This is a genomic window from Micromonospora sp. GCM10011542 (assembly GCF_042650685.1).
In the GTDB taxonomy this organism is placed as follows: Bacteria; Actinomycetota; Actinomycetes; order Mycobacteriales; family Micromonosporaceae; genus Micromonospora.
In genome coordinates this window covers 33,426-57,016 of the sequence record NZ_JBHSBO010000026.1, presented here as the reverse complement: position 1 = coordinate 57,016, position 23,591 = coordinate 33,426, and the positions used below count along the sequence as shown (strand labels likewise).

Below are 23,591 nucleotides of genomic sequence, written 5' to 3'. Positions count from 1 at the left end.
CGAACTACCCGGAACCACTCCGACGACTCAACGACACGCCGACCTAACAAAGCACTACTAGGTCGCGTCATGGGCATTCTCCTCAGAACTTCCTGACCCTCGCATGTCCATAGATCAAGGGGAACCTGGGCACAAATAGCGACACATGCGAATACCGCTCGAAGGAGGGAGGATGGTGGGGTGCCCGAAGGCGACACCGTCTGGAACACCGCGCGCGTGCTGCACCGCGCGCTGGCCGGCGCGCGGCTGACCGGGAGCGACTTCCGGGTGCCGCAGTTGGCGACCACCGACCTGACCGGCTGGACCGTGCGCGAGTCGGCGAGCCGGGGCAAGCACCTGCTGCTCCGCCTCACCGCCCCGGACGGAGCGGACTGGACGCTGCACTCACACCTGCGGATGGACGGCGCCTGGCGGGCGTACGCCCCAGGGGAACGCTGGGCCGGCCGGCCGGCGCACCTGATCCGGGTGGTGCTGCGCAGTGCGGGCGCGGTCGCGGTCGCCTACCACCTGCACGAGCTGGCCCTGGTGCCGAACGCCGAGGAGGACCGGCTGGTCGGCCACCTCGGCCCCGACCTGCTCGGCCCCGACTGGGACCCGGCCGAGGCGGTCCGCCGGCTCGCGGGCCACCCGGAGGAGACCATCGGCGAGGCGCTGCTGGACCAGCGCAACCTGGCCGGCGTCGGCAACCTCTACAAGTGCGAGGTGCTGTTTCTGCGCGGCGTCTCGCCATGGACGCCGGTGGGCGCGGTGCCCGACCTCGCCGGCACGGTGAACCTGGCCCAGAAGCTGCTCGCCGCCAACCGCGGCCGCTGGACGCAGAGCACCACCGGTTCCCTGCACCGGGGGCAGACCAGCTACGTCTACGGTCGGCGCGCGCAGCCGTGCCGCCGCTGCGGCACCGCCATCCATAAGCAGGAGCTGGGCGAACGGGTCACCTACTGGTGCCCGGTCTGCCAGCCCGAGCGCCGGGCCGGGCCGACCCCCGCCTGATTCCCCACGCGCCGGCCAAGATCGGCCAGATACGGACGATTGGGTAATTCCTAACCGGCCGTCCGCGTCGCATGCTGCGGTTGAGTCCTCACCGATCGTCAGCAGAATGCCGGGCCCGACCCGGTCGCCACGCCGGGGTGGCGACCCTCTGGCCCCGACCCCGGGGAGAGCCATGGCGATGTTCCGCAGACTCCGCTCCACCTGGACCGAGCGGACCACCCGCGACGGGAACGGCCGGACGGGGTCCGTCCCGGCCGCGCGTACCGCCGAGGAGACCACCCCGGCGGCCAGCCTGGACCCGGCCGCCGTCCCCCGCTGCTTCGGCCCGGTGCCCAACTTCGCGTACAGCCCCCGGCCGGTCCAGGACCCGGACGGGCGGGTGGTCCCCGGCACCGGGCTGCGCAAGTTCGTTGACGCGCTGCCCACCCCCGGCCCGCTGGGCCGCAACGACCTGGGCGGGTACCTGCCGGTGGCCGTGCCGGACACCATCAGCTACCCGGGCTGCGACTACTACGAGATCGGGCTGCAGGAGTACGCCCAGCGGCTGCACCGCGACCTGCCGGCCACTCGGCTGCGCGGCTACCGGCAGCTCAACCTGGGCACCGACGCGGCGGGGCACAACACGGTCGCGCCCCCGGAGCGGCCCTTCCACCTCGGGCCGATGATCGTCGCGCGCCGGGGCCGGCCGGTGCGGGTGAAGTTCATCAACCAGCTTCCCACCGGGCGGGGCGGCGAACTCTTCCTGCCGGTGGACGCCACCGTCGAGGGGGCCGGACTCGGCCCGCTGGACGGCCCGGCCCCGTACCCGCAGAACCGCGCGGTGCTGCACCTGGCCGGCGCACAGACCGGCTGGATCAGCGCGGGAAACCCGGGGCAGTGGATCACCCCGGCCGGGGAGATCACCCCGTACCCCACCGGGGTGGGGCTGACCCACGTGCCGGACATGCCGCCGCCCGGCGCCGGCGCCACCACGCTCTACTACCCGAACGAGCAGAGCGGCCGGCTGATGTGGTTCCACGACAACACCCTCGGCCTGGCCCGGCTGACCGTCTACGGCGGGCAGCTCGCGCTCTACCTGCTCGGCGACCCCGCGGAGGACCAGCTCGTCACGGACGGGGTGCTGCCCTGCGACCAGGTTCCGCTGGTCATCGAGGACAAGACGTTCGTGCCGGACGACACCCAGCTGGCCGCCGAGGATCCCACGTGGGACCGGGAGCGCTGGGGTGCCCGGGGCAGTCTCTGGCACCCGCACGTCTACCAGCCCCGGCAGCACCCGTACCGGGCCGGCGGGCGCAACCCGACCGGCCGCTGGGACTACGGACCGTGGACCGGGGGCAGGACCGACGACCACGGCCGGCCGGACGGGTGGCCGGTCGCCGACGGGCTCGACGGCGCCGCGCCGCTGACCGGCCCCGGCCCGGTGCCCAACCCGCACCACGATCCGGTCGGCGCCCCCGACGAGCCACCGCTGAGCCCCGGCGTGCCGCACCCGTCGGCGGTGCCCGAGGTGTTCGGCGACACACCGCTGGTCAACGGCGTCGCGTATCCGTACCTCGAGGTGCGCCCGCGCACCTACCGGTTCCGTGTCCTCAACGCCTGCCCGGACCGCAGCCTCAACCTCCAGCTCTACCGAGCCCGCTCGGACGCGCCGATGTGGGCGGCCGACGGCAGTCTCGCCGACGCCCACGCCGGGGAGGTGCCGATGGTGCCGGCCGTACGGGCGGCGGGCCGGCCCCCGGGCTGGCCGACCGACGGGCGCGACGGCGGGGTGCCCGACCCGGACGCCGCCGGACCGGAGTTCATCCAGATCGGCAACGAGGCGGGGCTGCTCCCCGCACCGGTGGTGCTGCCCAACCGCCCGGTCGGCTACCGGTACGACCGGCTCGACCCGACCGTGCTGAACGTCGACGGGCACGCCCTGCTGCTCGCCCCCGGCGAGCGCGCCGACGTGCTGGTCGACTTCTCCACCCTGCCTCCGGGCAGCACCCTGATCCTGTACAACGACGGCCCGGCCCCACTGCCCGCCTTCGACCCGCGCTACGACCAGCACACCGACGCGTCGGACCGCACGGCGGAGGGCGGCCCGCCACCCACCGTGCCCGGGTACGGGCCGAACACCCGCACGCTGCTCCAGTTCCGGGTGACCGGCGCGCCGGCGCCCCGCTACGACCTGAACCGGCTGCGGGAACGGCTGCCCCTCGCGTACGCGGCCAGCCAACGCCCGCCGATCGTGCCGCAGCGGGCGTACGACCTGGCGTTCGGCACCCGCACCGCCCGGGACACGACCGTGCCGGTGCACGCCACCTCGCTCACCTTCACCCCGACCGGCGCCCCCGGCCCGGTCACCCTGCCGATCGCGGTGAAGGCCGCGCAGCAGGTCTTCGAGCCGCAGCACGGCCGGCTGGCCGGGCGGCTCGGCGTCGGGCACCCGCAGGCCGGGCCGCTCACCGCGGCCACCCTGCCGCTCGGCCCGACCGACCCGGCCACCGAGGTGCTCTTCGTGACCGACCCGGCGGTGCCCATCGGCGCGCCTACCGACGGCACCCAGCTCTGGCGGATCAGCGGCAGCGCCCGGCAGACCCAGCCGCTGTGCTTCGCCGGCTGCGACGTGCAACTGGTCAACCGGGTCGGCTGGGACGGGACGATCCGCCCCCCGCACCTTGCGGAGCTGGGCTGGAAGGAGATCGTCCGGGTGAACCCCCGGGAGGACGTCGTGGTGGCGCTGCGCCCGCTCGCGCCCACCCTGCCGTTCAAGCTGGGCGACAGCGTCCGGCTGCTGGACCCGGGGCGTCCCGCCGGCGCCCGGACCGGCTCCACCCCGGTCAGCCCGGCCGACGGGCGACCGGCCGTGGTGGTGAACCAGCTGGTCAACCTGGGCTGGGAGTACCGCTGTCACAGCCAGTTGGCCGGCCACCGCGACCTGGGCATGAGCCGCCCGCTGGTGCTGCGGGTCGCCCCGAAGGCGCCGACCGGGTTGACCGCCACGCCGGTGCCGGGCTCGGCCACCGCGCTGCCGGCGATCGCGCTGGCCTGGACCGGCAACGGTGGCCGCCCGCCGGCCACCAGTCACCTGCTGCAACGCTCCACCGACGCGACCTTCGCCGGCGCGGTCACCGCCATCACCGTGGCGGCTGCCGCGACCCGGTACACCGACGCGACGGTCACCCCCGGGGTGACCTACCACTACCGGCTGCGCGCGGAGAACGCGGTGAGCTGCTCGTCCTGGTCGAACAGCGTGCCCGCCTCGGTGCAGCTCGCCGCGCCCGCCGGCCTGACCGCGGCGATCCCGCCGGCCCCGCCGCTACGGGTCGCCCTACGCTGGACCAACCGCTCCTTCGCCACCGGCATCGACGTGCAGCGCGCCACCAACCCGACGTTCACCAGCGGCCCGGGCACCACCGCGATCGGGGTCGGGGACAACCACCTCGACGGTGCCCTCGCGCCGGACACCACCTACTACTACCGGGTCCGCACCACGTACCTGGGCGCCGCCTCGGCGTGGTCGACCGTGGCCGCGGCGCACACCCCGCCCGCGCCGGGCACACCCACCGGGGTACGCGCCACCGCCAGCGCGCCCGGACCGGACACCGCGACGGTGATCCTCGGCTGGGCGGCGAGCACCCCCACCGGCCCCGGGTCGGGGTTCATCGTGCAGCGGGCGCTGGACCCCGCGTTCGGTCAGGAGGTGGTCACCTTCACCGTGACCGGGCGGGGCTTCACCAACACCGGGCTCGCCCGGGGGGTGACCTACCACTACCGGATCCGCTCGTTCAACGTGGTCGGCAGCTCGCCGTTCACCGGCCCGATCCCGGTGACCACCCCGCCGTGAGCGGGTCAGTTGGTGGGCGCGCGCAGCGGCATGGCGACGGCGCGCAGCTCGGCCAGCGCCGAGGCCACCCCGTGCAGCAGGTCGGTGGCCTCGGTGAGTCGGGCGGCCGGGTGGGTGGTCTCCGGTCGGGCGTCCTCCGCGAGGTAGCCGGCGGCGGCCACCACCAGCCGTTCGTAGGCGACGACTCCGCTTTCCAACTGGGCGGTCAGCACGGCGTGCGCCTCGGCCAGCGGCGGGCCCGCGTCGGCCGGGGCCAACCGCAGCGCCCGTTCGACGCTGGCCACCCGCGCGGCCAGCTCCCGCAGCGAGCGGTCGGCGGCGGCGGCCTCCAGCACGGCCGGCTCAGCCAGCCCGGTGAGCCGGGTCGCCATCCCCGCCAGGGTGAGCGCCGCCCGGTCGAGCCGGGCCCACGGCTGCGCCGCGCTGGTGCCGCGCAGGGCGACCCGGGAGCGCACCCGGCGTACCTCGGCCAGCACGCCCGGACCGACCGGCAGCCGCTCCACGGCCGCGACCAGTCGGGCCCGCGACCGGGCCGCCGCCTCGGCCGGATCCAGCGCCGGCGGCACCGGCCGGGCGGCGAGTGCGCGCAGGTCGACCCAGCGCCAGGCGGCCAGCGCGATCGCGCTGCCCGCCGCGCCGGCCCAGGCCGCGTCCGGCAGACCGAGACCGGCGTACGGGGTCAGCACCGCCGCCGCTCCGCCGAGCCCACCGGCCAGCACGCTCCACCGCCGGGCGGAGCGGCGCAGCCGACCCAGCCGGCGGAAGTACCGTGTCCGTTCGTCTGCCACCCTGACCTCCTCGGACCGGCCGCTCAGCCGGCGGCGGTGGGATCGCCGGTGCCCCGCTCACGGGCCATGTTCGCCCGGATCTCGTCCAGCCGGGCGGAGGCGGCCGGGTCGGCGGGCGGGGCGGCCGAGTCGGCCGGGGTGGCCTGCGGCACCGAGGGCCGCTGCGGCGCCCCGCCGAGCTGCTCCCCCGCCATGCTGGAGCGGATCTGCTCCAACCGGGCCGAGCCGGCCGAGTCGAGCGTCGCCTTCTGGATCTCCAGCATGCGGCCCTCGACCGAGTTGCCGGCCAGCTCGGCGCGGCCCATCGCGTTGGCGTAACGCCGCTCGATGCGGTCGCGCACCTCGTCCAGCGATGGAGTGGTGCCGGGCGCGGTCACCGACGACATCGACTCCAGCGAGCGGGCCACGCTCTCCTGCATCTTGGCCTGCTCGAGCTGGCTGAGCAGCTTGGTGCGCTCGGCGAGCTTCTGCTGGAGGATCATCGAGTTGTTCTCCACCGCCCGGCGGGCCTGCGCGGCGGCGCCCAGCGCCTGGTCGTGCAGGGTCTTCAGGTCCTCGGTGGCCTGCTCGGCGGAGACCAGCTGGGTGGCGAGGGCCTGCGCGGACTGCTCGTACCGGCCGGCCTCGGCCTCGTCGCCCCTGGCCCGGGACTGGTCGGCCAGCACCAGCGCCTGCCGGGCATTGGCCTGCAACCGCTCGACCTCGGACATCTGCCGGGACAGCTTCATCTCCAGCTGACGCTGGTTGCCGATCACGGCGGCTGCCTGCTGGACCAGCGCCTGGTGCTGGCGCTGGGCATCCTCGATGGCCTGCTGGATCTGCACCTTGGGGTCGGCGTGCTCGTCGATCTTCGCGCCGAAGAGCGCCATCAGGTACTTCCAGCCCTTGACGAACGGGTTCGCCATCTCCGCGGTATCCCCTCAGTAGCGTCGCTCCGCCGAGGCCGGGCCGGATGGACCGACCGACCACGACACGGCCGGTCTCCATCGTCCCAGCCAGACGCCAGACCGGCATCCGTACCGGGCGGTCGACGGCACCGGTGGCCCCTGCGGGCCACCCTACGCGGCCCGGACCAGCCCGCCCAGGTAGCGGCTCAGGCGGCGCAGACCACGTCCCGGTCCCGATCGGTGGGACGGACCCGGGTGCTGCGCAGGGTCGCCTTGAGCGGCGAGTCCTGACGGACCGAGACGGCGACCTTGCCGTCGGAGCTGACCTGGCGTACCCCGCGGTTGGTGCTCCTGCGCACGGCGGTGCCCGCCCCGACGGGAGCGGGCTCGACCGGCTCGTCCTGCACCGGCACCAGCACGTCGGGCATCTGCTCGGCCAACGCCACGGTGTGACTGACCTCGCGCAGCAATTCGGAGAGGCGGGCGCCGAGCGCGTCGCAGATCGCCGCGAGCAGCTCGCTGGACGGCTCCTTGTGCCCCCGCTCGATCTCGGAGAGGTAGCCGAGGCTGACGTTGGCGGCGGTTGAGACCTCGCGCAGGGTGCGGTGCTGCCCCTGGCGGCGCGCCCGCAGTGCGTCACCGATCACCCGGCGTAGCAGGACCATCGCACCTCCCCCTGAGGGATACCACTCGTCCGGCGCGCCGGACGGCCGGTCGCGGCGGACCGCGCCGACCCCGCAGCGCCGGAGCCTTCCCGCAACCGTACCCGGTGCGGGCCCGGGCGACATCCCGCCCCGCCCGTCAGCTCGGTCGGACGCCTCACCGGCGCCCGGCCCCGGCCGTTCCCGTCGCGTCCCGGGCGTCCTCGCCCGGCCCGTCGGCGCTGCCACCGCCACCGGCCTCGTCGGCCGCGTGGATCCGCTCGGCGAGCAGCCGCAGCGCCTCGATCACCGCGGCCGAGCGGACGTGGTCCCGCCCGCCGTCCAGGTCGAGTTGGCGTACCTCCCCGCCGTTCGGGCCGGCGACCGCGACGTAGACCAGGCCGACCGGTTTGCCGTCCTGCGGCTCCGGGCCGGCCACGCCGGTGGTGGCGAGGCCCCAGTCGGCCCCGCAGCGCCGCCGCCCGCCCTCGGCGAGCGCCGCGGCCACGTCCGGGTCCACCGGCCCGCGCTCGGCCAGCAGCTCGGCCGGTACGCCGGCCAGCTCGCTCTTCAGCTCGGTGGCGTAGACCACCAGGCCACCCCGGTAGACCCCGCTGACCCCGGCGATCTCGACGATCGAGGCGGAGAGCAGCCCACCGGTCAGCGACTCGACCGTGGCCAGCGTCTCGTGCCGCTGCGCCAGACTGTGCACCACACCGGCCGCCGGACTACCGATCGGTCGCCGTCCGTCGGCGTCACTCTCCCGCTCCATACACCCGTCCTTCCCGCGCCCGCATCGCCTAACCCTCACCGGCCAACCTCGTTGATCATGAAGTTGTCGCCACGACCCGCCGCGCCGGACGGCAACACATGGTCAACGGGCGATGGGCGGGTTCAGTTGGGGCGGCGGAGGCGGAGGGCCTGGGCTATGTAGTCGAAGCCGGTCAGCACCGTGACCACGACCGCGGCGGCCATGATCCAGGGGCCGACGGTGGCGAGGGCGGCCGGCATCGGCCACAGGTACCAGGCGATGGCCAGGATCTGCAGCGCCGTCTTCGCCTTGCCACCCCGGCTGGCGGCGATCACGCCGTGCCGGATCACCCAGAACCGCAGCCCGGTGATGCCCAGCTCCCGGACGAGGATCAGCGCCGTGACCCACCAGGGCAGCTGGTCGTACCAGGAGAGCAGCACCAGCGCGGCGCCGGTGAGCGCCTTGTCGGCGATCGGGTCGGCCACCTTGCCGACCGAGGTGATCAGACCGAAGCGGCGGGCGATCCAGCCGTCCACCAGGTCGGTGACGGACGCCACCGCGAAGATCAGGCAGGCGGCCATCCGCCAGCCGGCGTGACTCATCCCGGAGAGGACCACCGAGGCACCGAAGACCGGCACCAGCACCAGCCGCAGCGCGGTCAGCGCGTTGGCCGCGTTGAGCACCGGAACGACCGGGACCACCCGGGCCGGCTTGGGTTCCGTCGCCTCGGTCACCGCCTCGCCCCGCTCCGGTCGCCGCGTTCCCGGCACCGCGCCACCTGGCTCCCCCGCTCCGTCCGGCCCGCCGTCACCGTGCCGCGCCGGGCGCCGCCGAGATCATCTCATCCGGCACGGCGAGCAGGTCCACGCCTTCGGTGCCGGTCACGGTGGCGCGCACCAGGTCGCCGGGGCGCAGCGCGGCGAGGTCGACCCCGCCCTCGACCGGGGCGACCAGCGTCGTGGAACCGTCCACCTCCGGCGCCTGGTGGGCCGCCCGGCCCTCCACCACGCCGTCGGTGACCGAGTCGACCAGCACCTCGACGGTGGAGCCGAGCCGGTCCTCGGCCCGCTGCGAGCAGAGCTCGTCGGCGAGCGCGCTGAGCCGGTCGTACCGCCGCTTGACGGTTGCCGCCGAGACCTTGCCGGGCAGGCCGGCGGCCTCGGTGCCGTCCTCGTCGCTGTAGTCGAACATGCCGATCGCGTCGAGCCGGGCCTCGGTGAGGAACCGGATCAGCTCATCGACGTCGGCGCGCGTCTCGCCGGGGAAGCCGACGATGAAGTTGCTCCGCGCGCCCGCCTCGGGGGCCAGAGCGCGGGCGCTGGCCAGCAGCTCCAGGAACCGGTCGGTGGAGCCGAACCGGCGCATCCGGCGCAGCACCGGCTCGCTGGAGTGCTGGAACGACAGGTCGAAGTACGGGGCGACGCCCGGCGTGGTGGCGATCACCTCGACCAGGCCGGGCCGGGTCTCGGCCGGCTGGAGGTAGCTCGCCCGGACCCGGACGATCCCGTCGATCGCGGCGAGCTGCGGCAGCAGCTTCTCCAGCGCCCGGGGGTCGCCCAGGTCCTTGCCGTACGAGGTGGAGTTCTCGCTGACCAGCACCAGCTCCCGTACGCCGGTCTTGGCCAGCCACTCGGCCTCGGCGAGCAGCTCGTCCGGCGTACGCGAGACGAAGGCGCCGCGGAAGGCCGGGATGGCGCAGAACGCGCAGCGCCGGTCGCAGCCGCTGGCCAGCTTCAGCGATGCGACCGGGCCGGTGTCGAGCCGGTGGCGCAGCACCTGGCGCAGGTGCGCCGGGGTGTGCTCGTCGGTCTCGGTCACGATGCGGGTCGGGGTGCCGTGGCCGGGCAGGGAGACCGCACTGTCGCGGCGGGAGACCGGGGTGAGCGGCAGCAGCTCGCGCCTGTCGCGCGGGGTGTGCGCGTCGATCGCCTCGCCGGCCACCACGGCGTTCAGGCGGGCGGAGATCTCCGGGTAGTCGTCGAAGCTCAGCACGGCCTGCGCCTCGGGCAGGCTGTCGGCCAGCTCACGGCCGTACCGCTCGGCCATGCAGCCGGCGGCCACCACCTTGGCGCCGGTGTCGGCGGCGGCCAGCAGGGTCTGGATGGAGTCCTGCTTGGCCTTCTCCACGAAGCCGCAGGTGTTGACGACCACCACGTCGGCCCCCTCGCCGTCGGTGGTCACCTGCCAGCCGTCGGCGTGCAGCCGGGCGGCCAGCTCCTCCGAGTCGACCTCGTTGCGGGCACAGCCCAGGGTCAGCAGGGCGACACGACGGCCGTCGGCAGCGGGAGAGGAGGTGGCAGACACCATCCGAGGGTACCGGGCCACCCGGCGACGCCCACGCACGGCGGGCCGCCGGCATCGGCCGGCTCACATCCGGTCGGCCCGGCGGGCGCTCAGACCGGGGCGGCGACGGCGACCAGCCGGCTTAGCAGGAAGACCTCCGTGCCGGCCAGGCCGACCGAGCAGAACAGCGAGATCTGGTCCGCGCCGGTCCGGCCGGGGACCGCCCCGGCCAGGATCGCGCCCAGGTCGTGCAACCGCTCGGCGTACGGGGGCGCGGCGGCGAGCATCGGCGGCTGGTACGCGTGCGCCTGCGCCGGCGAGTCGGTGACCAGCAGGTCGGCGGTGTCGAGCAGGTCGGTGTCGAACTCGCTGCGGTCGCGCTGCTTGAAGCCGACCGCGTTGACGTGCGTGCCGGGGCTCAGGTCGGCGGCACGGAGCACCGGGGTCGGGCTGGTGGTGGCGAGCACCACGACGTCCCGCCCGGCCACCGCGGCACCGGGGTCGGCCACCGCGCGGGCGGGCACGCCCAGCTCGGCGCGGACCCGGGCGGCGAAGGCGTCGCGCCGCGCCGACGAGCGGCTGTGCACCACCACCTCGCGCAGCGGGCGTACCGCCGCCGTGGACCAGACCTGGGTCCAGGCCTGCCGGCCGGAGCCGATCACCCCGAGCGTGGCCGCGTCGGGGCGGGCCAGCGCGTCCACCGCGACCCCGCCCAGCCCGCCGGTACGCCGCGAGCCCAGTTCCTCCCCGACGGCCACCGCCCGGACGGCGCCGGTCCGGCCGTCGTGCAGCACCACCACCTGCTCACACTGCGCGTGGCCGAAGGTGTCGTACGAGCGGAAGCCGTACCACTCACCGACGAGGTGGCCGGCGGTGAGCACCATCCGCCCGCCGCCGAGCGAGGCGGCGGCCCGGGGCGGGGCGACCAGCCGGCCGTCGTACACGGCCAGCAGGGCCGCCCGCATCGCATCGACCGTGGTGGCGGCGTCCAGCGCGGCGGCGACCTCGGGATCGGCGTAGAGCAGCGTCATCCGGAGATCCTGCAAGTTGAAGTGAGGTACAGGTCAACGGAGGGTGGCCGGCGTCACCCGCTCGCCGCCGGTGCTAGCGTCGGCACCGGTGGCCCGGTCGCCCGTGGCCGCCCCGGACGAGTGGTGGGCGTACCCGGTCAGGCCAAGACGCCCGCGTGACGTGCAGACTCGACTCGTCCGGCCCGGCGGGCCCGGGCGCTCCTCCGCGAGGTGAACGATGGCCTGGTTGGTACTGGTGATCTCCGGACTGCTGGAGACGGCGTGGGCGGTGGCGCTGGACCGCAGCGCCGGGTTCAGCCGGCTCGTCCCGTCGCTGGCCTTCGTGGTGACCCTGGTGCTGAGCATGGCCGGCCTGTCGTACGCGCTGCGGGAGATCCCGGTCGGCACCGGGTACGCGGTGTGGGTCGGCATCGGCGCAGTCGGCACCGCGCTGGTCGGGATGCTGGCGCTCGGCGAGTCGGCGAGCCTGCCGCGGATCCTCTGCCTGCTGCTGGTGGTCGCCGGGGTGGTCGGCCTGAAGGTCTTCCACTGAGCCGCGCTGGGCGTGGTGCCGACCAGTACGCGTGCTGATCGACCACAGTGGGTAGAAATCGACCGTCCACGCAGGCTCTCATCCCGGAGGCAGACATGGCCGACATGCCCACCACCGCCCGTCCGCGCAGCCAAGCCGCCCGGATCCTCACGATCCTCGGTTTCGTCTTCGCGGTGCTCGCGCTGCTGCTCAACCCGGTCATCTTCGGCGTGCTCGGCGTGATCGCGGGCATCGTCGGCGCGGTGCTCGGCGACAAGCCGCTCGGCTGGTACGCCGCCGCGGCCAGCGTCGTGGCCGCGGTGATCAGCCTGGTCATCATCTCCGCGCTGATCAACAACTGACCTCGCCGCTCCCCGCGCCCCGGGCCCGTCGGACGATCGGCGGGCCCGTGGCGTACCCGGGCGCCGGTCAGTCGCCGCCGCCGCGCAGGCCGACCAGGACCTCCTTCAGCTCGTCCGGCTTGACCAGCACGTCACGCGCCTTTGAGCCCTCCGACGGCCCCACCACGCCGCGGGTCTCCATGAGGTCCATTAGCCGGCCCGCCTTGGCGAACCCGACCCGCAGCTTGCGCTGGAGCATCGAGGTTGAGCCGAACTGCGAGGTGACCACCAGTTCCACCGCCTGCACCAGCAGGTCCAGGTCGTCGCCGATGTCCTCGTCGATCTTCTTCTTGCTCTCCTGCGCGGGGGCCAGCACGTCCGGCCGGAACTCCGGCTCCCGCTGGTCCTTGCAGAACTTCACCACGTCGGCGATCTCGCGCTCGGTGACCCAGGCGCCCTGGATGCGTACCGGCTTGGACGCGCCCATCGGCAGGAAGAGCCCGTCGCCACGGCCGAGCAGCTTCTCCGCGCCGGGCTGGTCGAGGATGACCCGCGAGTCCGCGAGGGAGGAGGTGGCGAAGGCCAGCCGGGACGGCACGTTGGCCTTGATCAGACCGGTCACCACGTCGACCGAGGGCCGCTGGGTGGCCAGCACCAGGTGGATGCCGGCGGCGCGGGCCAGCTGGGTGATCCGGACGACCGAGTCCTCCACGTCGCGCGGCGCGACCATCATCAGGTCGGCCAGCTCGTCCACGATCACCAGCAGGTACGGGTACGGGCGCATCTCCCGCTCGCTGCCCGGCGGCGCCTTGATCTCGCCGTTGCGCACCTTGCGGTTGAAGTCGTCGATGTGCCGGACCCCGTTGGCGGCCAGGTCGTCGTAGCGCATGTCCATCTCGCGGACGACCCAGTCCAGCGAGTCGGCGGCCTTCTTCGCGTTGGTCACGATCGGGGTGACCAGGTGCGGGATGCCCTCGTAGCCGGTCATCTCGACCCGCTTCGGGTCGATCAGCAGCAGCCGCACCTCGTCGGGCGTGGCCCGGGTGAGGATCGACACCAGCAGGGTGTTGAGGCAGGACGACTTGCCCGCGCCGGTCGCGCCGGCGATCAGGATGTGCGGCATCTTGGCGAGGTTGGCCACCACGTAGCCGCCCTCGATGTCCTTGCCGAGCGCCACGACCATCGGGTGGTGGTCGCTGGTCGCGGCCCGCGAGCGCAGCACGTCGCCGAGGGCCACGTTCTCGGGGTCGGTGTTCGGGATCTCCACGCCGACCGCGCTCTTGCCCGGGATCGGGCTGAGGATCCGCACGTCCGGTGACTTCACCGCGTACGCGATGTTGCGGGAGAGCTGCGTGATCCGCTCGACCTTGACCCCGTGCCCCAGCTCGACCTCGTACCGGGTGACCGTCGGGCCGCGGGTGAAGCCGGTGACCGCCGCGTCCACGTCGAACTGGTCGAACACGCCGGTCAGCGCGGCGATCACCTCGTCGTTGGCCTTGCTGCGGGTCTTCGGCGCGGCCCCGCTGCTGAGCATGTTGGCCGGCGGCAGGGTGTAGTCGCCGGCCAGCCCGTTGAGTTCGAGCTGTTCGGCGCGGGTGGGCAGCGGCGAGTGCTCCGGCGGCTCGGCCGGCTTGCGGCTCGCCGGCACCTTCGCCGGTGGCTTGCGCGGGATGACCAGGGTCTCCTGCATGTCGACGCCGTCGACGTCGTCGAAGTCGTCCGGATCCACCGGCGGTCGGGTGCGCTTGGTCGGTCGCCGACGGGCCGGCGCGGCGGGCGCCTCCTCGGCGTCCTCGGCCGACGGCGGCGCGACCAGCGTGCCGGCGAGCAGGCCCAGCCGCTCGGGGATCTTGTTGATCGGCGTCGCGGTCACCACGAGCAGGCCGAAGAGCAGCAGCAGGATCAGCAGCGGCACCGCGACCCAGGCGGTGACCGCCCGTTCCAGCAGCCCACCGACGCCCGCGCCGACCAGGCCGCCGGCGAAGTCGCGCTGCACGTCGTCGACCGGGTCCTGGCCGATCTGGAGCAGCGCCGCCGTGGACACCAGCAGCGACCCCCAGCCGATCAGCCCCCGGCCGCGGTGCGCCGGATCGGCCGGCTGGCGCATCAGCCGCCAGGCGCCGATCATCAGCAGCACCGGCACGACGATCGCGATCGCGCCGAGGAACAGCCGCACCGTGTCGGCCAGCCGCGCCCCCACCGGCCCGGCACCGGAGAGCCAGATCGCCACGGCGCTGAGCAGGGCGAGCCCGAACAGCAGCAGGCCGGCACCGTCGCGCCGGTGCTCCGGGTCGAGGTCGCGGGCGGAGGCGGCCTGCCGGCCGGCGGCCCGCACCGCCCAGCCCATCCCGTGCGCCAGGCCCATCCACAGTGCACCCACCGCGCGGCCGACGTAGACCGCCGGACCCGGCCGGGCCGGCGCGGTGCGCCGGCGGACCGGCGCCCGGGTCTTCTTCGCCGGTTGACGGGCACGGCTGTTGGAGCCACCGCGCGGCGACGCGCCGCGCCGCCGGCTCGCCTGAGAGGTACGGCCCGCCATAGAGTCACGGTAACGGCGGGACCCGGTAGATCCCCGCTTTTCCGGGTCGTGTCCGCGCGTCGCAGCACGGACCCCGCCGCCGGTCGTGATATCCGCCGCAGAAGGGATGCCCGATGGCGTCGTCGGGAATCGAGGACGGTCCGGACGATCCACTGGCCGGGCCCCCGGAAGCACTGCGTCCGCTGACCGGCGAACTGGTCGCCGCGGTGCTCGCCGCCCGCGGCCGGTCGGTCGGCCGCGACGTCGAGGGCGACCTGGTCGGCCGCTTCGACGACAACCTGATCTGGTTTCTGCGCCTGGGCGGGGCCGGCGAGCTGCTCCAGGTCCGCACCATGGTCACGCCGACCTTTCCGATCGAGCAGGTGCCCGCGCTCTACGCCTTCTGCAACTCCTGGAACCACGACCGGCTGTGGCCGAAGGCGTTCGTCCACGTCGACGACGACGGCCGGGCCCGCGTCTACGGCGAGGTGATCACCGACCTCGAGCGCGGGGTCACCCCGCACCAGCTCGACCAACTGCTCGACTGCGGCATCTCCACCGGTTGCCAGCTAGCCGCGGCGGTGGGTCGACTGCCCGGCGCGGTGCCGGCGTGATCGGCCGGGAGGAGCCCGGCGTCGGTGTGACCGGCCGCGGGACCGGTGCCCGGGGTCCCGACGCCGCCGACCCCGCCCTGGTGGCCGCGCTCGCCGATGCTCGGGACCTGCCCGACGGAACGGCCCGGGTGGCGGCCCTGGAGCAGATCGCCGGGCGGGCCGACGCGGCCGGCGACGTCAAGTCCGGAGTGGAGGCCAGGTTCGCGCTGATCGAGGCGTACCTGCTGCACGGGGAGCGGTGGCGGCTGATCGAGCCGGTGCGGCGCTGCCGGGCCGCCGTGGACGCCCGACCCGAGCTGCTCGACGACGCCGAGGCTGGGCTGCTGCTGCGCTACCAGCGCTACGCGGTGGAGGCGTTGCTCGGCACGCCCCGGATCGGGTTGGACCAGACCCGGTCCCTGCTCGACGACCTGGCCGGTCGGGTCGAGGCGGACGCCCCGGACGCGGCGACCGTCGCCGAGCTGCGCTGCCGCATCGCCGACCACCTCGGCGACGAGCCCACCGCCCGGAGCTCGTACCAGAGGTGGGTCGACGCCGAACCCGGGCCGGCCGGGGGCTGCCCCGGCTGCGCCCCGGCCCGCCGGGCGGAGCTGCTCGCCGGTTGGGGCGAGTGGGCCGCCGCACTGGCCGAGCTGGCCGAGCCGGCCGTGGACTGCACCGACCAACCCGAGCGGGCACTGGTGGCGGGGCTGCTGCCGTGGCTGCGGGTGGGCGAGCCGGAGCGGGCCGCGACGGCGCACGTGCGGGCGTACCGGCGCCACCGGCGGGAGCGCTCGGCGTTCCCGTACCTCGCCGCGCACCTGCGGTACTGCGCGCTGGGCGGGCACCCGGCGCGCGGGCTCGACCTGCTGGCCGAGCAGCTGCCCCGGCTCGACCAACCCGCCGACGACCTGGCCGCGATGGAGTTCGCCGCCGCCGGTGCGCTGGTCTGCGCGCTGGCCGTGGAGGCCGGGCTGGGCGAGCGGCGGGTACGCCGGCCGGCGCACGGCGGGCGGCCAGCGATCGAGCTGGACGTCCCGGCGCTCGGCACGCTGCTGCTCGGTGTGGCCACCGAACTGGCCGGCAGCTTCGACGCCCGCAACGGCACCGGCCACCAGTCCGGGCGGATGGCGGCCTGGCTGGCCGAGCGCCCGCTGGCGGCGCCGGTGCCGCTGCCCACCGAGGCGTCCGACGACGAGTCGGACGACGAGCCGCCGGCCGGTCCGGGCGGCGCGGGCCTCGACGAGCTGGAGCCCGTCCCGCTCAGCCTCAACCTGATCACCGCGGCGCTGGACCGACGTGGCGACCGTTACGTGGTGGACGAGGGCGGCACGGTGGTCGGTCGGTGGGGCGCGGCGGTGATCCAGTTCCGCCGGGCCGGCGAGCGCGGCGAGGTGCTGCACGCGCGGGCGTTGGCCACACGCCGGCTGCCGGCCGACCGTCGCGCCGAGGCATACGCCTTCTGCAACGCCTGGAACCACGACCGGCTGCTGCCCAAGGCGTACGCCCACGAGCTCGGCGACGAGCTGGTGCTGGCCGGGGACGTCGCCACCGACCTGACGCACGGGGTGGCCCCGGCGCAGCTGCTGGTCCTCGTGGACGCCGCGGTCGCCACCGGCGTCGCGTACGCCGAGGCGGTGGCCGCCCTGCCCTGATCCGCGAACGGGGCAAACGGTTGCAGGCAAGGCGGAAAGAGTGCGACATCCGACAGTACGCAACCGGGGGCGTCGGACGGATGTGGTACCGCCGTCATCCGCCGCACACCCCCGGGAGTTGTCATGAAGCGCTCAGTCAGGGCCGCCATTCTCGCCACCGTCGTACTGTCCGCGCTGGCCGTCGCCGGACCGGCCGTCGCCGGACCGGCCGCCACACCGACGTCGACCCCCACGACGGGCGCGACCACCGCAGCCGCGGAGGCGACGATCACCGCCCGCGCCGAGCTCCTCCCCCTCGGCGGCGACCCGTGGCACCCGTCGGCCCCGCTGGAGGTCGACGTCCGGAATCAGGGTGCGACGGCGGCGAAGGGCTTCTTCGTGCTCCGCCTTCCGCAGAATGTCGGGCTGACCTCGGGCGGGGACTGCCGACCTGACGACGGTGCGAAGAGGACCTGGCTGTGCGGCGGCGCGCAACTGCCGGCCGGAGGTGGCCGGGTCTACCGGCTGACGGTGACGTCGTCGGCCCCCGAGCCGGTCTTCGGGTTCAACGCGTGGGGCTCGGTCGCCGGCCGGGACGCCGACGGCGTCACCGAGCGACCCACCGACTTCCGGATCAACTGGCCGGATCGCACGTCGCTGCGTCTGCGGGCCACCGCCGGCCCGGTCGTGGACGGCGTGGCGACCATCCGGGTGGGGGTGACCAACACCGGCACCTTCGACCTCGGCGGGTACGCACTGAACATCGCCACCCCGGCCGGGGTGCGGGTGACCGCGCCGGCGTGCTCCGACAGCGGCCGGATGAACGGCGTGGGCTGCGAGATCCTGCGGCTGCGTGCGCTTCCGGACGGCGCCACGGACGGCTTCGACGTGCGGGTGGCGGTCACCGGCGGCACGAAGGACGTGCGGCTCTGGCTGGCCCCGGTCAACCGGTACACCAACAAGGACACCTCGGTGACGCTTCGGCTGACGGGCGGTGGGTCCGGCGCCGGCGATGCCACCACCCCGCCGCCGGTGAACCCGACCGCTGCACCGACCTCGTCCACCCCGAAGGCGGCTGAGCTGCCCCGCACCGGGTCGGCCAGCACCACGTACGTCCTGGTCGGCGCGGCGTTGCTGACGCTGGGGGCCGGGCTGCTGCTGCTCCGACGCCGGTTCTTCCGCGGCTGAGCCGGACCGGCTGTTGCGACGACCGGGCAGTCCGCGAACGGCGACGCCCGCCGGCACACAGGGTGCGGACGGGCGTCGCAGCGCGCGGTCTCAGACCTCGACGACCGTGGGCACGATCATGGGCCGACGGCGGTACTTGTCGTTGACCCAGCGGCCGACGGTGCGCCGGACGATCTGCTGGAGTTGGTGCGGGTCGGTGATGCCGTCCGAGGCGGCCCGGTTGAGCGCCTCGGTGACCAGCGGGACCACCGGGTTGAATGCCTCCGGGTCCTCGGAGAAGCCCTTCGCGGACAGCGTCGGACCGGCGACGACCTTGCCGGTGACCGAGTCGACCACGACGGTGGTGGCGATGAAGCCACCGTCGCCGAGGATCCGCCGCTCGGTGAGCAGCGACTCGCTCACGTCGCCGACCGCGAGGCCGTCGACGTAGACGTACCGGCTCTTCACGTGCCCGACCAGACTGGCCCGGCCCTCGACCAGGTCGACCACGTCGCCGTCCTCGCAGAGCACCACCCGGTCGGCGGCCACCCCGGACTCCACGCCGAGGCGGGCGTGGGCGCGCAGGTGCCGCCACTCGCCGTGCACCGGCATGAGGTTGCTGGGCCGGACCACGTTGAGCAGGTAGAGCAGCTCACCGGCGGGAGCGTGACCGGAGACGTGCACCTTGGCCACGTCCTTGTGCACGACCACCGCGCCGGCCCGGGCCAGCCGGTTGATCACCCGGTAGACCGAGGTCTCGTTGCCCGGCACCAGCGAACTGGCCAGCACGACGGTGTCACCGGGGGCGATGGTGATGTGCCGGTGGTCGCCGCTGGCCATCCGGCCCAGCGCGCTCATCGGCTCACCCTGCGATCCGGTGGACATCAGCAGGATCTGCTCCGGCGGCAACGTGGTCGCCTCCTCGATCCCGACCACCAGTCCGGCCGGGATGTTGAGCAGGCCCAGGTCCCGGGCGATGCCCATGTTGCGGACCATCGACCGGCCGATCAGCGCGACCTTGCGGCCGTGCTCGGCGGCGGAGTCGAAGACCTGCTGGACCCGGTGCACGTGCGAGGCGAACGACGCCACGATGATCCGGCCGGTGGCCTTCGCGAAGATCGAGTCGAGCACCGGCCCGATCTCCCGCTCCGGGGTGACGAAGCCGGGGATCTCCGCGTTGGTGGAGTCGGACAGCAGCAGGTCGACGCCCTCGGCGCCGAGCCGGGCGAAGCCGGCCAGGTCGGTGATCCGGCCGTCCAGGGGCAGCTGGTCCATCTTGAAGTCGCCGGTGTGCAGCACCAGGCCGGCCGGGGTGCGGATGGCCACGGCCAGGGCGTCCGGAATGGAGTGGTTGACCGCGAAGAACTCGCACTCGAACGGGCCGAGCCGCTCCCGGCCGCCCTCGCGCACGGTCAGCGTGTACGGCTGGATCCGCCGCTCGGCGAGCTTCGCCTCGACCAGGGCCAGGGTGAACTGCGAGCCGACCAGCGGAATGTCCGGCTTGTGGGCGAGCAGGTAGGGCACGGCGCCGATGTGGTCCTCGTGACCGTGGGTGAGCACGATCGCCTGTACGTCGCCGAGCCGGTCCAGGATCGGCCCGAAGTCGGGGAGGATCAGGTCAACGCCCGGCTGCTCGACGTCGGGGAAGAGCACCCCGCAGTCGACGATCAGCAGCTTGCCGTCGTACTCGAAGACGGTCATGTTGCGACCGATGGCGCCGAGCCCGCCGAGCGGGATGATCCGCAGCCCACCCTCCGGCAGCGGCGGGGGCAACTCCGCGTCGATGTGCGCCTCGGTCACGCGTCCACCTCATTCTGCGACGCCGTCACTCGGCGCCCATCGTGTCGTTCGATCATTCGGGCAGTTCCAGGCCCGCTGCCGCGAAGTCCGCGCGCAGCTGGGCGATCTCGTCGTCGGTGGCCTCCACGAGCGGAGGGCGCACCGGACCGGCCGGCAGGCCAAGCGCCGCGAGGCCCGCCTTCACCAGGATGGTGCCCTGGGTGCGGAAGATGCCGGTGTACAGGGGCAGCAGCCGCCGGTGCAGGGCCAACGCGGTCGACATGTCCCCCGCGTCGTACGCGTCGATCATCTGGCCGGTCAGGACCCCGGTGAAGTGCGTCGAGGTGCCGACCACGCCGACGCTGCCCACGGCCAGCGCGGGCAGGATGAGCGCGTCCTCGCCGCTGTAGAAGGCCAGACCGGTCCGGCTGGTCACCCAGCTGGTGGCGGTCAGGTCGCCCTTCGCGTCCTTGACCGCGACGATCCGGCCGTGGTCGGCGAGCCGGACCAGCGTCTCGGTGTCGATCGGCACACCGGAGCGGTGCGGGATGTCGTACAGCATCACCGGCAGGCCGGTGGCGTCCGCCACGGCGGTGAAGTGCCGCGCCAGCCCGGCCTGCGGCGGCTTGTTGTAGTACGGGGTGACCACCAACAGGCCGTGCGCGCCCGCCTTCTCGGCGGCGGCGGCCAGCTCGATGGTGTGCCGGGTGTCGTTGGTGCCGACCCCGGCCACGACCCGGGCCCGATCGCCGACGGCCTCCACCACCGCGCGGATCAGACGTTCCTTCTCCGCGTCCGTGGTGGTCGGCGACTCGCCAGCGGTGCCGTTGACCACCAGTGCGTCGTTGCCCTGCTCGTCGACCAGGTGCCGCGCCAGAAGGGCGGCGCCGTCGAGGTCGAGCGAGCCGTCGGGAGTGAACGGGCTCACCATGGCCGTGATCACCCGCCCGAAGGGGCGGGACACCGCGCGGTCGGCGGCGTCAGGGTGGTCGTGCGTCATGCCTCCAACCTAGCGGACGACCAGCGGCGGCCCGCCGGGGAAGGGCTCAGGACGCCTCGGCGTGCGGGCTGGTCGCCACCTCGGTGCCGTCCGGAAGCTTGGAGATCACGAAGTCGGCGAAGACGTTCGGCGCGACCCGCTGGAGCTGGCGCAGGCACTCCACGGCCAGCTCGCGGATCTCCACGTCGGCGTGCTCGGTGGCCCGCATGGCGACGAAGTGCCGCCAGGCCCGGTAGTTGCCGGTGACCACGATCCGGGTCTCGGTGGCGTTGGGGAGCACCGCGCGGGCGGCCTGCCGGGCCTGCTTGCGGCGCAGCGTCGGGTTCGGCTCGTCGGAGAAGCGCTGCTCCAGCCCCTCCAGCAACTCGTTGTACGCGCGCACGCTCGCCTCGGCGGCCTCGACGAAGCGCTTGTGCAGCTCGGGGTCGTCGGCGATCACGGCGGGCTCGACCATGGCGGCGTCCCGCTCCGGGACGTAGCGCTGGGAGAGCTGCGAGTACGAGAAGTGCCGGTGCCGGATCAGTTCGTGCGTGAAGGAGCGGGACACCCCGGTGAAGTAGAAGCTCACCGAGCCGTGCTCCAGCACCGAGAGGTGCCCGACCTCCAGGATGTGCGCCAGGTAGCCGGCGTTGGTGGCGGTCGCCGGGTTCGGCTTCTTCCAGGACTGGTAGCAGGCCCGGCCGGCGAACTCGGCCAGCGCCTGACCGCCCTCCGCGTCGGTCGACCACGGCACGTCGTCCGGGGCCGCGAACTGGGTCCACGCGATCAACTTGACCTGGGGTTGCACCATCTCCGGCATTCCTCGGACTGTAGTGGGCCACCGCCGCGCACCCAACTCCGGCTCGCGGCGGTGAAACCGCCCACCCGCCGCCAGGCACGGACACTTCCGGTAGGTCCCGCCCGACAGGTGTCCAAGATCTCGGCATGCTGTCCGTCGGTGTGGTCGTTGTCGTGCCCCATGGCCGGCCGACGCCGGCGGCGGCCAGGGTCACCGGCCCCTCGGCGATGCGGTCAGACGTAGAGAGAGGTGAACGGCGCCCAGGGCAGGTTGCGCAGTACCGAGAAGGCCAGCCACGCGGCCAGGAAGCCACCGATGACCTTGGAGCTGATCCGCAGCTCGGGCAGCCGCCAGCCGAACGCCTGGCTGCCCGCCCAGGCCACGAAGAGGTACGCCAGGAACGGCAGCGCGAACACGAACAGGAAGTGGTGCCGGGCGGCGGCCGGCAGGTCGCCGTGCAGCACGTACCAGAGAGCGCGGGTGCCGCCGCAGCCCGGACAGTCCAGGCCCGTGGTCAGTTTGAGCAGGCAGCTCGGGGCGGCGTCCGGATCGGCGTGGGTCGGGTCGCTGAGCAGCGCGTAGCCCATCCCGGCGGCGACGCAGCCGACCGCGGCCAGCGGCACCGCCCAGCGCGGCGAGCGGTCGTAGAGCTTGAGGACGAAGCGGGTGAGCCGGTCCGGCTCGGCGGCCGGGTAGCCGCCCACCGGCGCCGTCGGCCAGCCGGCGGCGGGCACCGTCGTGGGCGTGGGCTGCGGCTGGTCGACCGGTCCGTCAACGCTCGTCACGCGCTCACGGTACACCGGACACGCCGGCCAACGCGGCGGTGAGCGGACCGGCCAGGTCGCCGGCCGCGGGCGGGGCCACCGCGTCCAGCCCGAGCCAGCCGGCGAGCCGGTACAGCTCGGCGGCGAGGGCCACCGCGGTCTCCCCCGGGTCGGCGCCCGGCTCGACCCAGGCGGCCGGCACCAGCAGCACCCCGGCCTTGCGGTCGGCCTTGAGATCGACCCGGGCGGTGAAGCGCTCGCCCTGCAGGAAGGGCAGCACGTAGTAGCCGTACACCCGCTGCGGCGCCGGGACGTAGATCTCGATCCGGTACGCGAAGTCGAAGAGCCGCTCGGTGCGGGCGCGTTCCCAGATCAGTGGGTCGAACGGGCTGACCAGGGTGTTGCCCCGCACCCAGCGGGGCAGCCGGGCGTCGGCGTGCAGCCACGCCGGCTGGCGCCAGCCGGCCACGGTGACCGGGACCAGCTCACCGGCCTCGGCCAGCTCGGCGATGGCCTGCCGCGCGCCGGCCAGCGGCAGCCGGAAGTAGTCGCGCAGCTCCGGCTCGGCGGCCACCCCGAGCGACCGGGCGGCGAGCGCCACCAGCGCGCGGTACGCCTCGGCGTCGGTCGGGGTGGGCGCGTCCAGCACGGCCGCCGGCAGCACCCGCTCGGGTAGGTCGTAGCGGCGGGCGAAGGAGGTGGTGCGCTCCGCGGCGGCCACCTCGCCGGCCCAGAACAGGAACTCCAGGGCCCGCTTCACCGCCGACCAGTTCCACCCCCAGTGGCCGGTCTCCCGGGGCGCGTCGTGCTCGATCTCGGCGGCGGTCAGCGGCCCCCGGGCGGCCACCTCGTCGCGGACCCAGGCGACCAGCTCGGGCTGCTCCTGGGCGATCCGCCGCATGCCGCCCCAGGACTCGGAGTGGGCCCGGGCCATCCGCCAGCGCAACGCCGTGTGCAGCGCGACCGGGACCAGCGACGCCTCGTGGCCCCAGTATTCGAACAACTCGCGGGGGCGGCGGTAGGCGGCCTGGTCGAGCAGCGTGGTCGGGTAGGGCCCGAGCCGGCTGTAGAGCGGCAGGTAGTGCGCCCGTTGCAGCACGTTGACCGAGTCCATCTGGATCAGCCCGACCCGGTCGAGGACCCGGCGCAGATGCCGCCGGGTGGGCACGCCGGCGGGCGTGGGATCGGCGAAGCCCTGGGCGGCGAGCGCCACCCGCCGGGCCTGGGCGAGGGAGAGCGATTCCGGTGCGGCCATCGTCGGCGACCCTAAAACATCGGTACGACGTCGGTGCGGGAAGCTGGACTC

At 74.2% G+C, this 23,591-nt stretch carries 20 protein-coding genes and 1 riboswitch; of the genes, 7 read left to right on the top strand and 13 right to left on the bottom strand.

The window, feature by feature from the left end:
- Positions 1-180 precede the first annotated feature (180 nt).
- Together ACFOW4_RS09030 and ACFOW4_RS09025 are read left to right on the top strand one after the other, a co-directional pair.
- Positions 181-990 (top strand): DNA-formamidopyrimidine glycosylase family protein, encoded by an 810-nt coding sequence (locus ACFOW4_RS09030; RefSeq protein WP_377526204.1) that lies wholly within the window; start codon positions 181-183, stop codon positions 988-990.
- Between the two features lie 172 nt (positions 991-1,162).
- On the top strand, positions 1,163-4,819 hold the full coding sequence (locus ACFOW4_RS09025; RefSeq protein WP_377526203.1) for a hypothetical protein: 3,657 nt from the start codon (positions 1,163-1,165) through the stop codon (positions 4,817-4,819).
- Positions 4,820-4,824: 5 nt separating this feature from the next.
- On the opposite strand, the gene ACFOW4_RS09020 is transcribed toward ACFOW4_RS09025, so the two are convergent.
- The 7 genes from ACFOW4_RS09020 to ACFOW4_RS08990 form a co-directional block, all read right to left on the bottom strand.
- The gene (locus ACFOW4_RS09020) at positions 4,825-5,607 is read right to left on the bottom strand and encodes a hypothetical protein (RefSeq protein WP_377526201.1); all 783 of its coding nucleotides are present in this window, start codon (positions 5,605-5,607) and stop codon (positions 4,825-4,827) included.
- A 23-nt stretch (positions 5,608-5,630) separates the two neighbouring features.
- Positions 5,631-6,512 carry a PspA/IM30 family protein gene (locus ACFOW4_RS09015; RefSeq protein ID WP_377526200.1) on the bottom strand — a complete coding sequence of 294 codons (882 nt, stop codon included), beginning with the start codon at positions 6,510-6,512 and terminating at the stop codon, positions 5,631-5,633.
- Between the two features lie 188 nt (positions 6,513-6,700).
- Entirely contained in the window at positions 6,701-7,159 is a 459-nt protein-coding gene (locus tag ACFOW4_RS09010; protein WP_377526198.1) for a helix-turn-helix domain-containing protein, read from the bottom strand.
- Positions 7,160-7,313: 154 nt separating this feature from the next.
- The gene (locus ACFOW4_RS09005) at positions 7,314-7,907 is read right to left on the bottom strand and encodes a CinA family protein (protein WP_377526197.1); all 594 of its coding nucleotides are present in this window, start codon (positions 7,905-7,907) and stop codon (positions 7,314-7,316) included.
- Between the two features lie 122 nt (positions 7,908-8,029).
- Complete coding sequence (gene pgsA / locus ACFOW4_RS09000; RefSeq protein ID WP_377526216.1) at positions 8,030-8,620, bottom strand: CDP-diacylglycerol--glycerol-3-phosphate 3-phosphatidyltransferase; 591 nt, start codon at positions 8,618-8,620, stop codon at positions 8,030-8,032.
- Between the two features lie 73 nt (positions 8,621-8,693).
- On the bottom strand, positions 8,694-10,193 hold the full coding sequence (gene rimO, locus ACFOW4_RS08995) for a 30S ribosomal protein S12 methylthiotransferase RimO (RefSeq protein ID WP_377526195.1): 1,500 nt from the start codon (positions 10,191-10,193) through the stop codon (positions 8,694-8,696).
- An 86-nt stretch (positions 10,194-10,279) separates the two neighbouring features.
- Entirely contained in the window at positions 10,280-11,200 is a 921-nt protein-coding gene (locus tag ACFOW4_RS08990; protein WP_377526194.1) for an ornithine cyclodeaminase family protein, read from the bottom strand.
- Positions 11,201-11,289: 89 nt separating this feature from the next.
- Positions 11,290-11,358: riboswitch (guanidine-III (ykkC-III) riboswitch) on the top strand.
- A gap of 59 nt (positions 11,359-11,417) precedes the next feature.
- Between ACFOW4_RS08990 and ACFOW4_RS08985 the strand changes: the two genes are divergently transcribed.
- Positions 11,418-11,732 carry a DMT family transporter gene (locus ACFOW4_RS08985; protein ID WP_377526192.1) on the top strand — a complete coding sequence of 105 codons (315 nt, stop codon included), beginning with the start codon at positions 11,418-11,420 and terminating at the stop codon, positions 11,730-11,732.
- Positions 11,733-11,827: 95 nt separating this feature from the next.
- Positions 11,828-12,073 carry a hypothetical protein gene (locus tag ACFOW4_RS08980; RefSeq protein WP_377526191.1) on the top strand — a complete coding sequence of 82 codons (246 nt, stop codon included), beginning with the start codon at positions 11,828-11,830 and terminating at the stop codon, positions 12,071-12,073.
- Positions 12,074-12,140: 67 nt separating this feature from the next.
- On the opposite strand, the gene ACFOW4_RS08975 is transcribed toward ACFOW4_RS08980, so the two are convergent.
- Positions 12,141-14,591, bottom strand: coding sequence for a DNA translocase FtsK (locus ACFOW4_RS08975; protein WP_377526189.1), 2,451 nt, complete (start codon positions 14,589-14,591; stop codon positions 12,141-12,143).
- A 113-nt stretch (positions 14,592-14,704) separates the two neighbouring features.
- On the opposite strand from ACFOW4_RS08975, the gene ACFOW4_RS08970 reads away from it, so the two are divergent.
- The 3 genes from ACFOW4_RS08970 to ACFOW4_RS08960 all read left to right on the top strand — a co-directional run bounded on the left by ACFOW4_RS08970 (position 14,705) and on the right by ACFOW4_RS08960 (position 17,985).
- Positions 14,705-15,184: a YbjN domain-containing protein gene (locus ACFOW4_RS08970; protein ID WP_377526188.1), complete on the top strand. Its 480-nt coding sequence runs from the start codon at positions 14,705-14,707 to the stop codon at positions 15,182-15,184.
- Between the two features lie 26 nt (positions 15,185-15,210).
- Complete coding sequence (locus ACFOW4_RS08965; protein ID WP_377526214.1) at positions 15,211-16,818, top strand: YbjN domain-containing protein; 1,608 nt, start codon at positions 15,211-15,213, stop codon at positions 16,816-16,818.
- A 123-nt stretch (positions 16,819-16,941) separates the two neighbouring features.
- Positions 16,942-17,985, top strand: coding sequence for an LPXTG cell wall anchor domain-containing protein (locus ACFOW4_RS08960; protein WP_377526186.1), 1,044 nt, complete (start codon positions 16,942-16,944; stop codon positions 17,983-17,985).
- A gap of 90 nt (positions 17,986-18,075) precedes the next feature.
- On the opposite strand, the gene ACFOW4_RS08955 is transcribed toward ACFOW4_RS08960, so the two are convergent.
- The 5 genes from ACFOW4_RS08955 to ACFOW4_RS08935 form a co-directional block, all read right to left on the bottom strand.
- Entirely contained in the window at positions 18,076-19,764 is a 1,689-nt protein-coding gene (locus tag ACFOW4_RS08955) for a ribonuclease J (RefSeq protein ID WP_377526185.1), read from the bottom strand.
- A 52-nt stretch (positions 19,765-19,816) separates the two neighbouring features.
- Positions 19,817-20,743, bottom strand: coding sequence for a 4-hydroxy-tetrahydrodipicolinate synthase (gene dapA, locus ACFOW4_RS08950; protein ID WP_377526183.1), 927 nt, complete (start codon positions 20,741-20,743; stop codon positions 19,817-19,819).
- A 46-nt stretch (positions 20,744-20,789) separates the two neighbouring features.
- Positions 20,790-21,533: an FAD-dependent thymidylate synthase gene (gene thyX / locus ACFOW4_RS08945; RefSeq protein WP_377526213.1), complete on the bottom strand. Its 744-nt coding sequence runs from the start codon at positions 21,531-21,533 to the stop codon at positions 20,790-20,792.
- A 221-nt stretch (positions 21,534-21,754) separates the two neighbouring features.
- Complete coding sequence (locus tag ACFOW4_RS08940; RefSeq protein ID WP_377526211.1) at positions 21,755-22,255, bottom strand: DUF2752 domain-containing protein; 501 nt, start codon at positions 22,253-22,255, stop codon at positions 21,755-21,757.
- 55 nt (positions 22,256-22,310) lie between these two features.
- The gene (locus ACFOW4_RS08935) at positions 22,311-23,540 is read right to left on the bottom strand and encodes a winged helix-turn-helix domain-containing protein (RefSeq protein ID WP_377526182.1); all 1,230 of its coding nucleotides are present in this window, start codon (positions 23,538-23,540) and stop codon (positions 22,311-22,313) included.
- Positions 23,541-23,591: the final 51 nt, after the last annotated feature.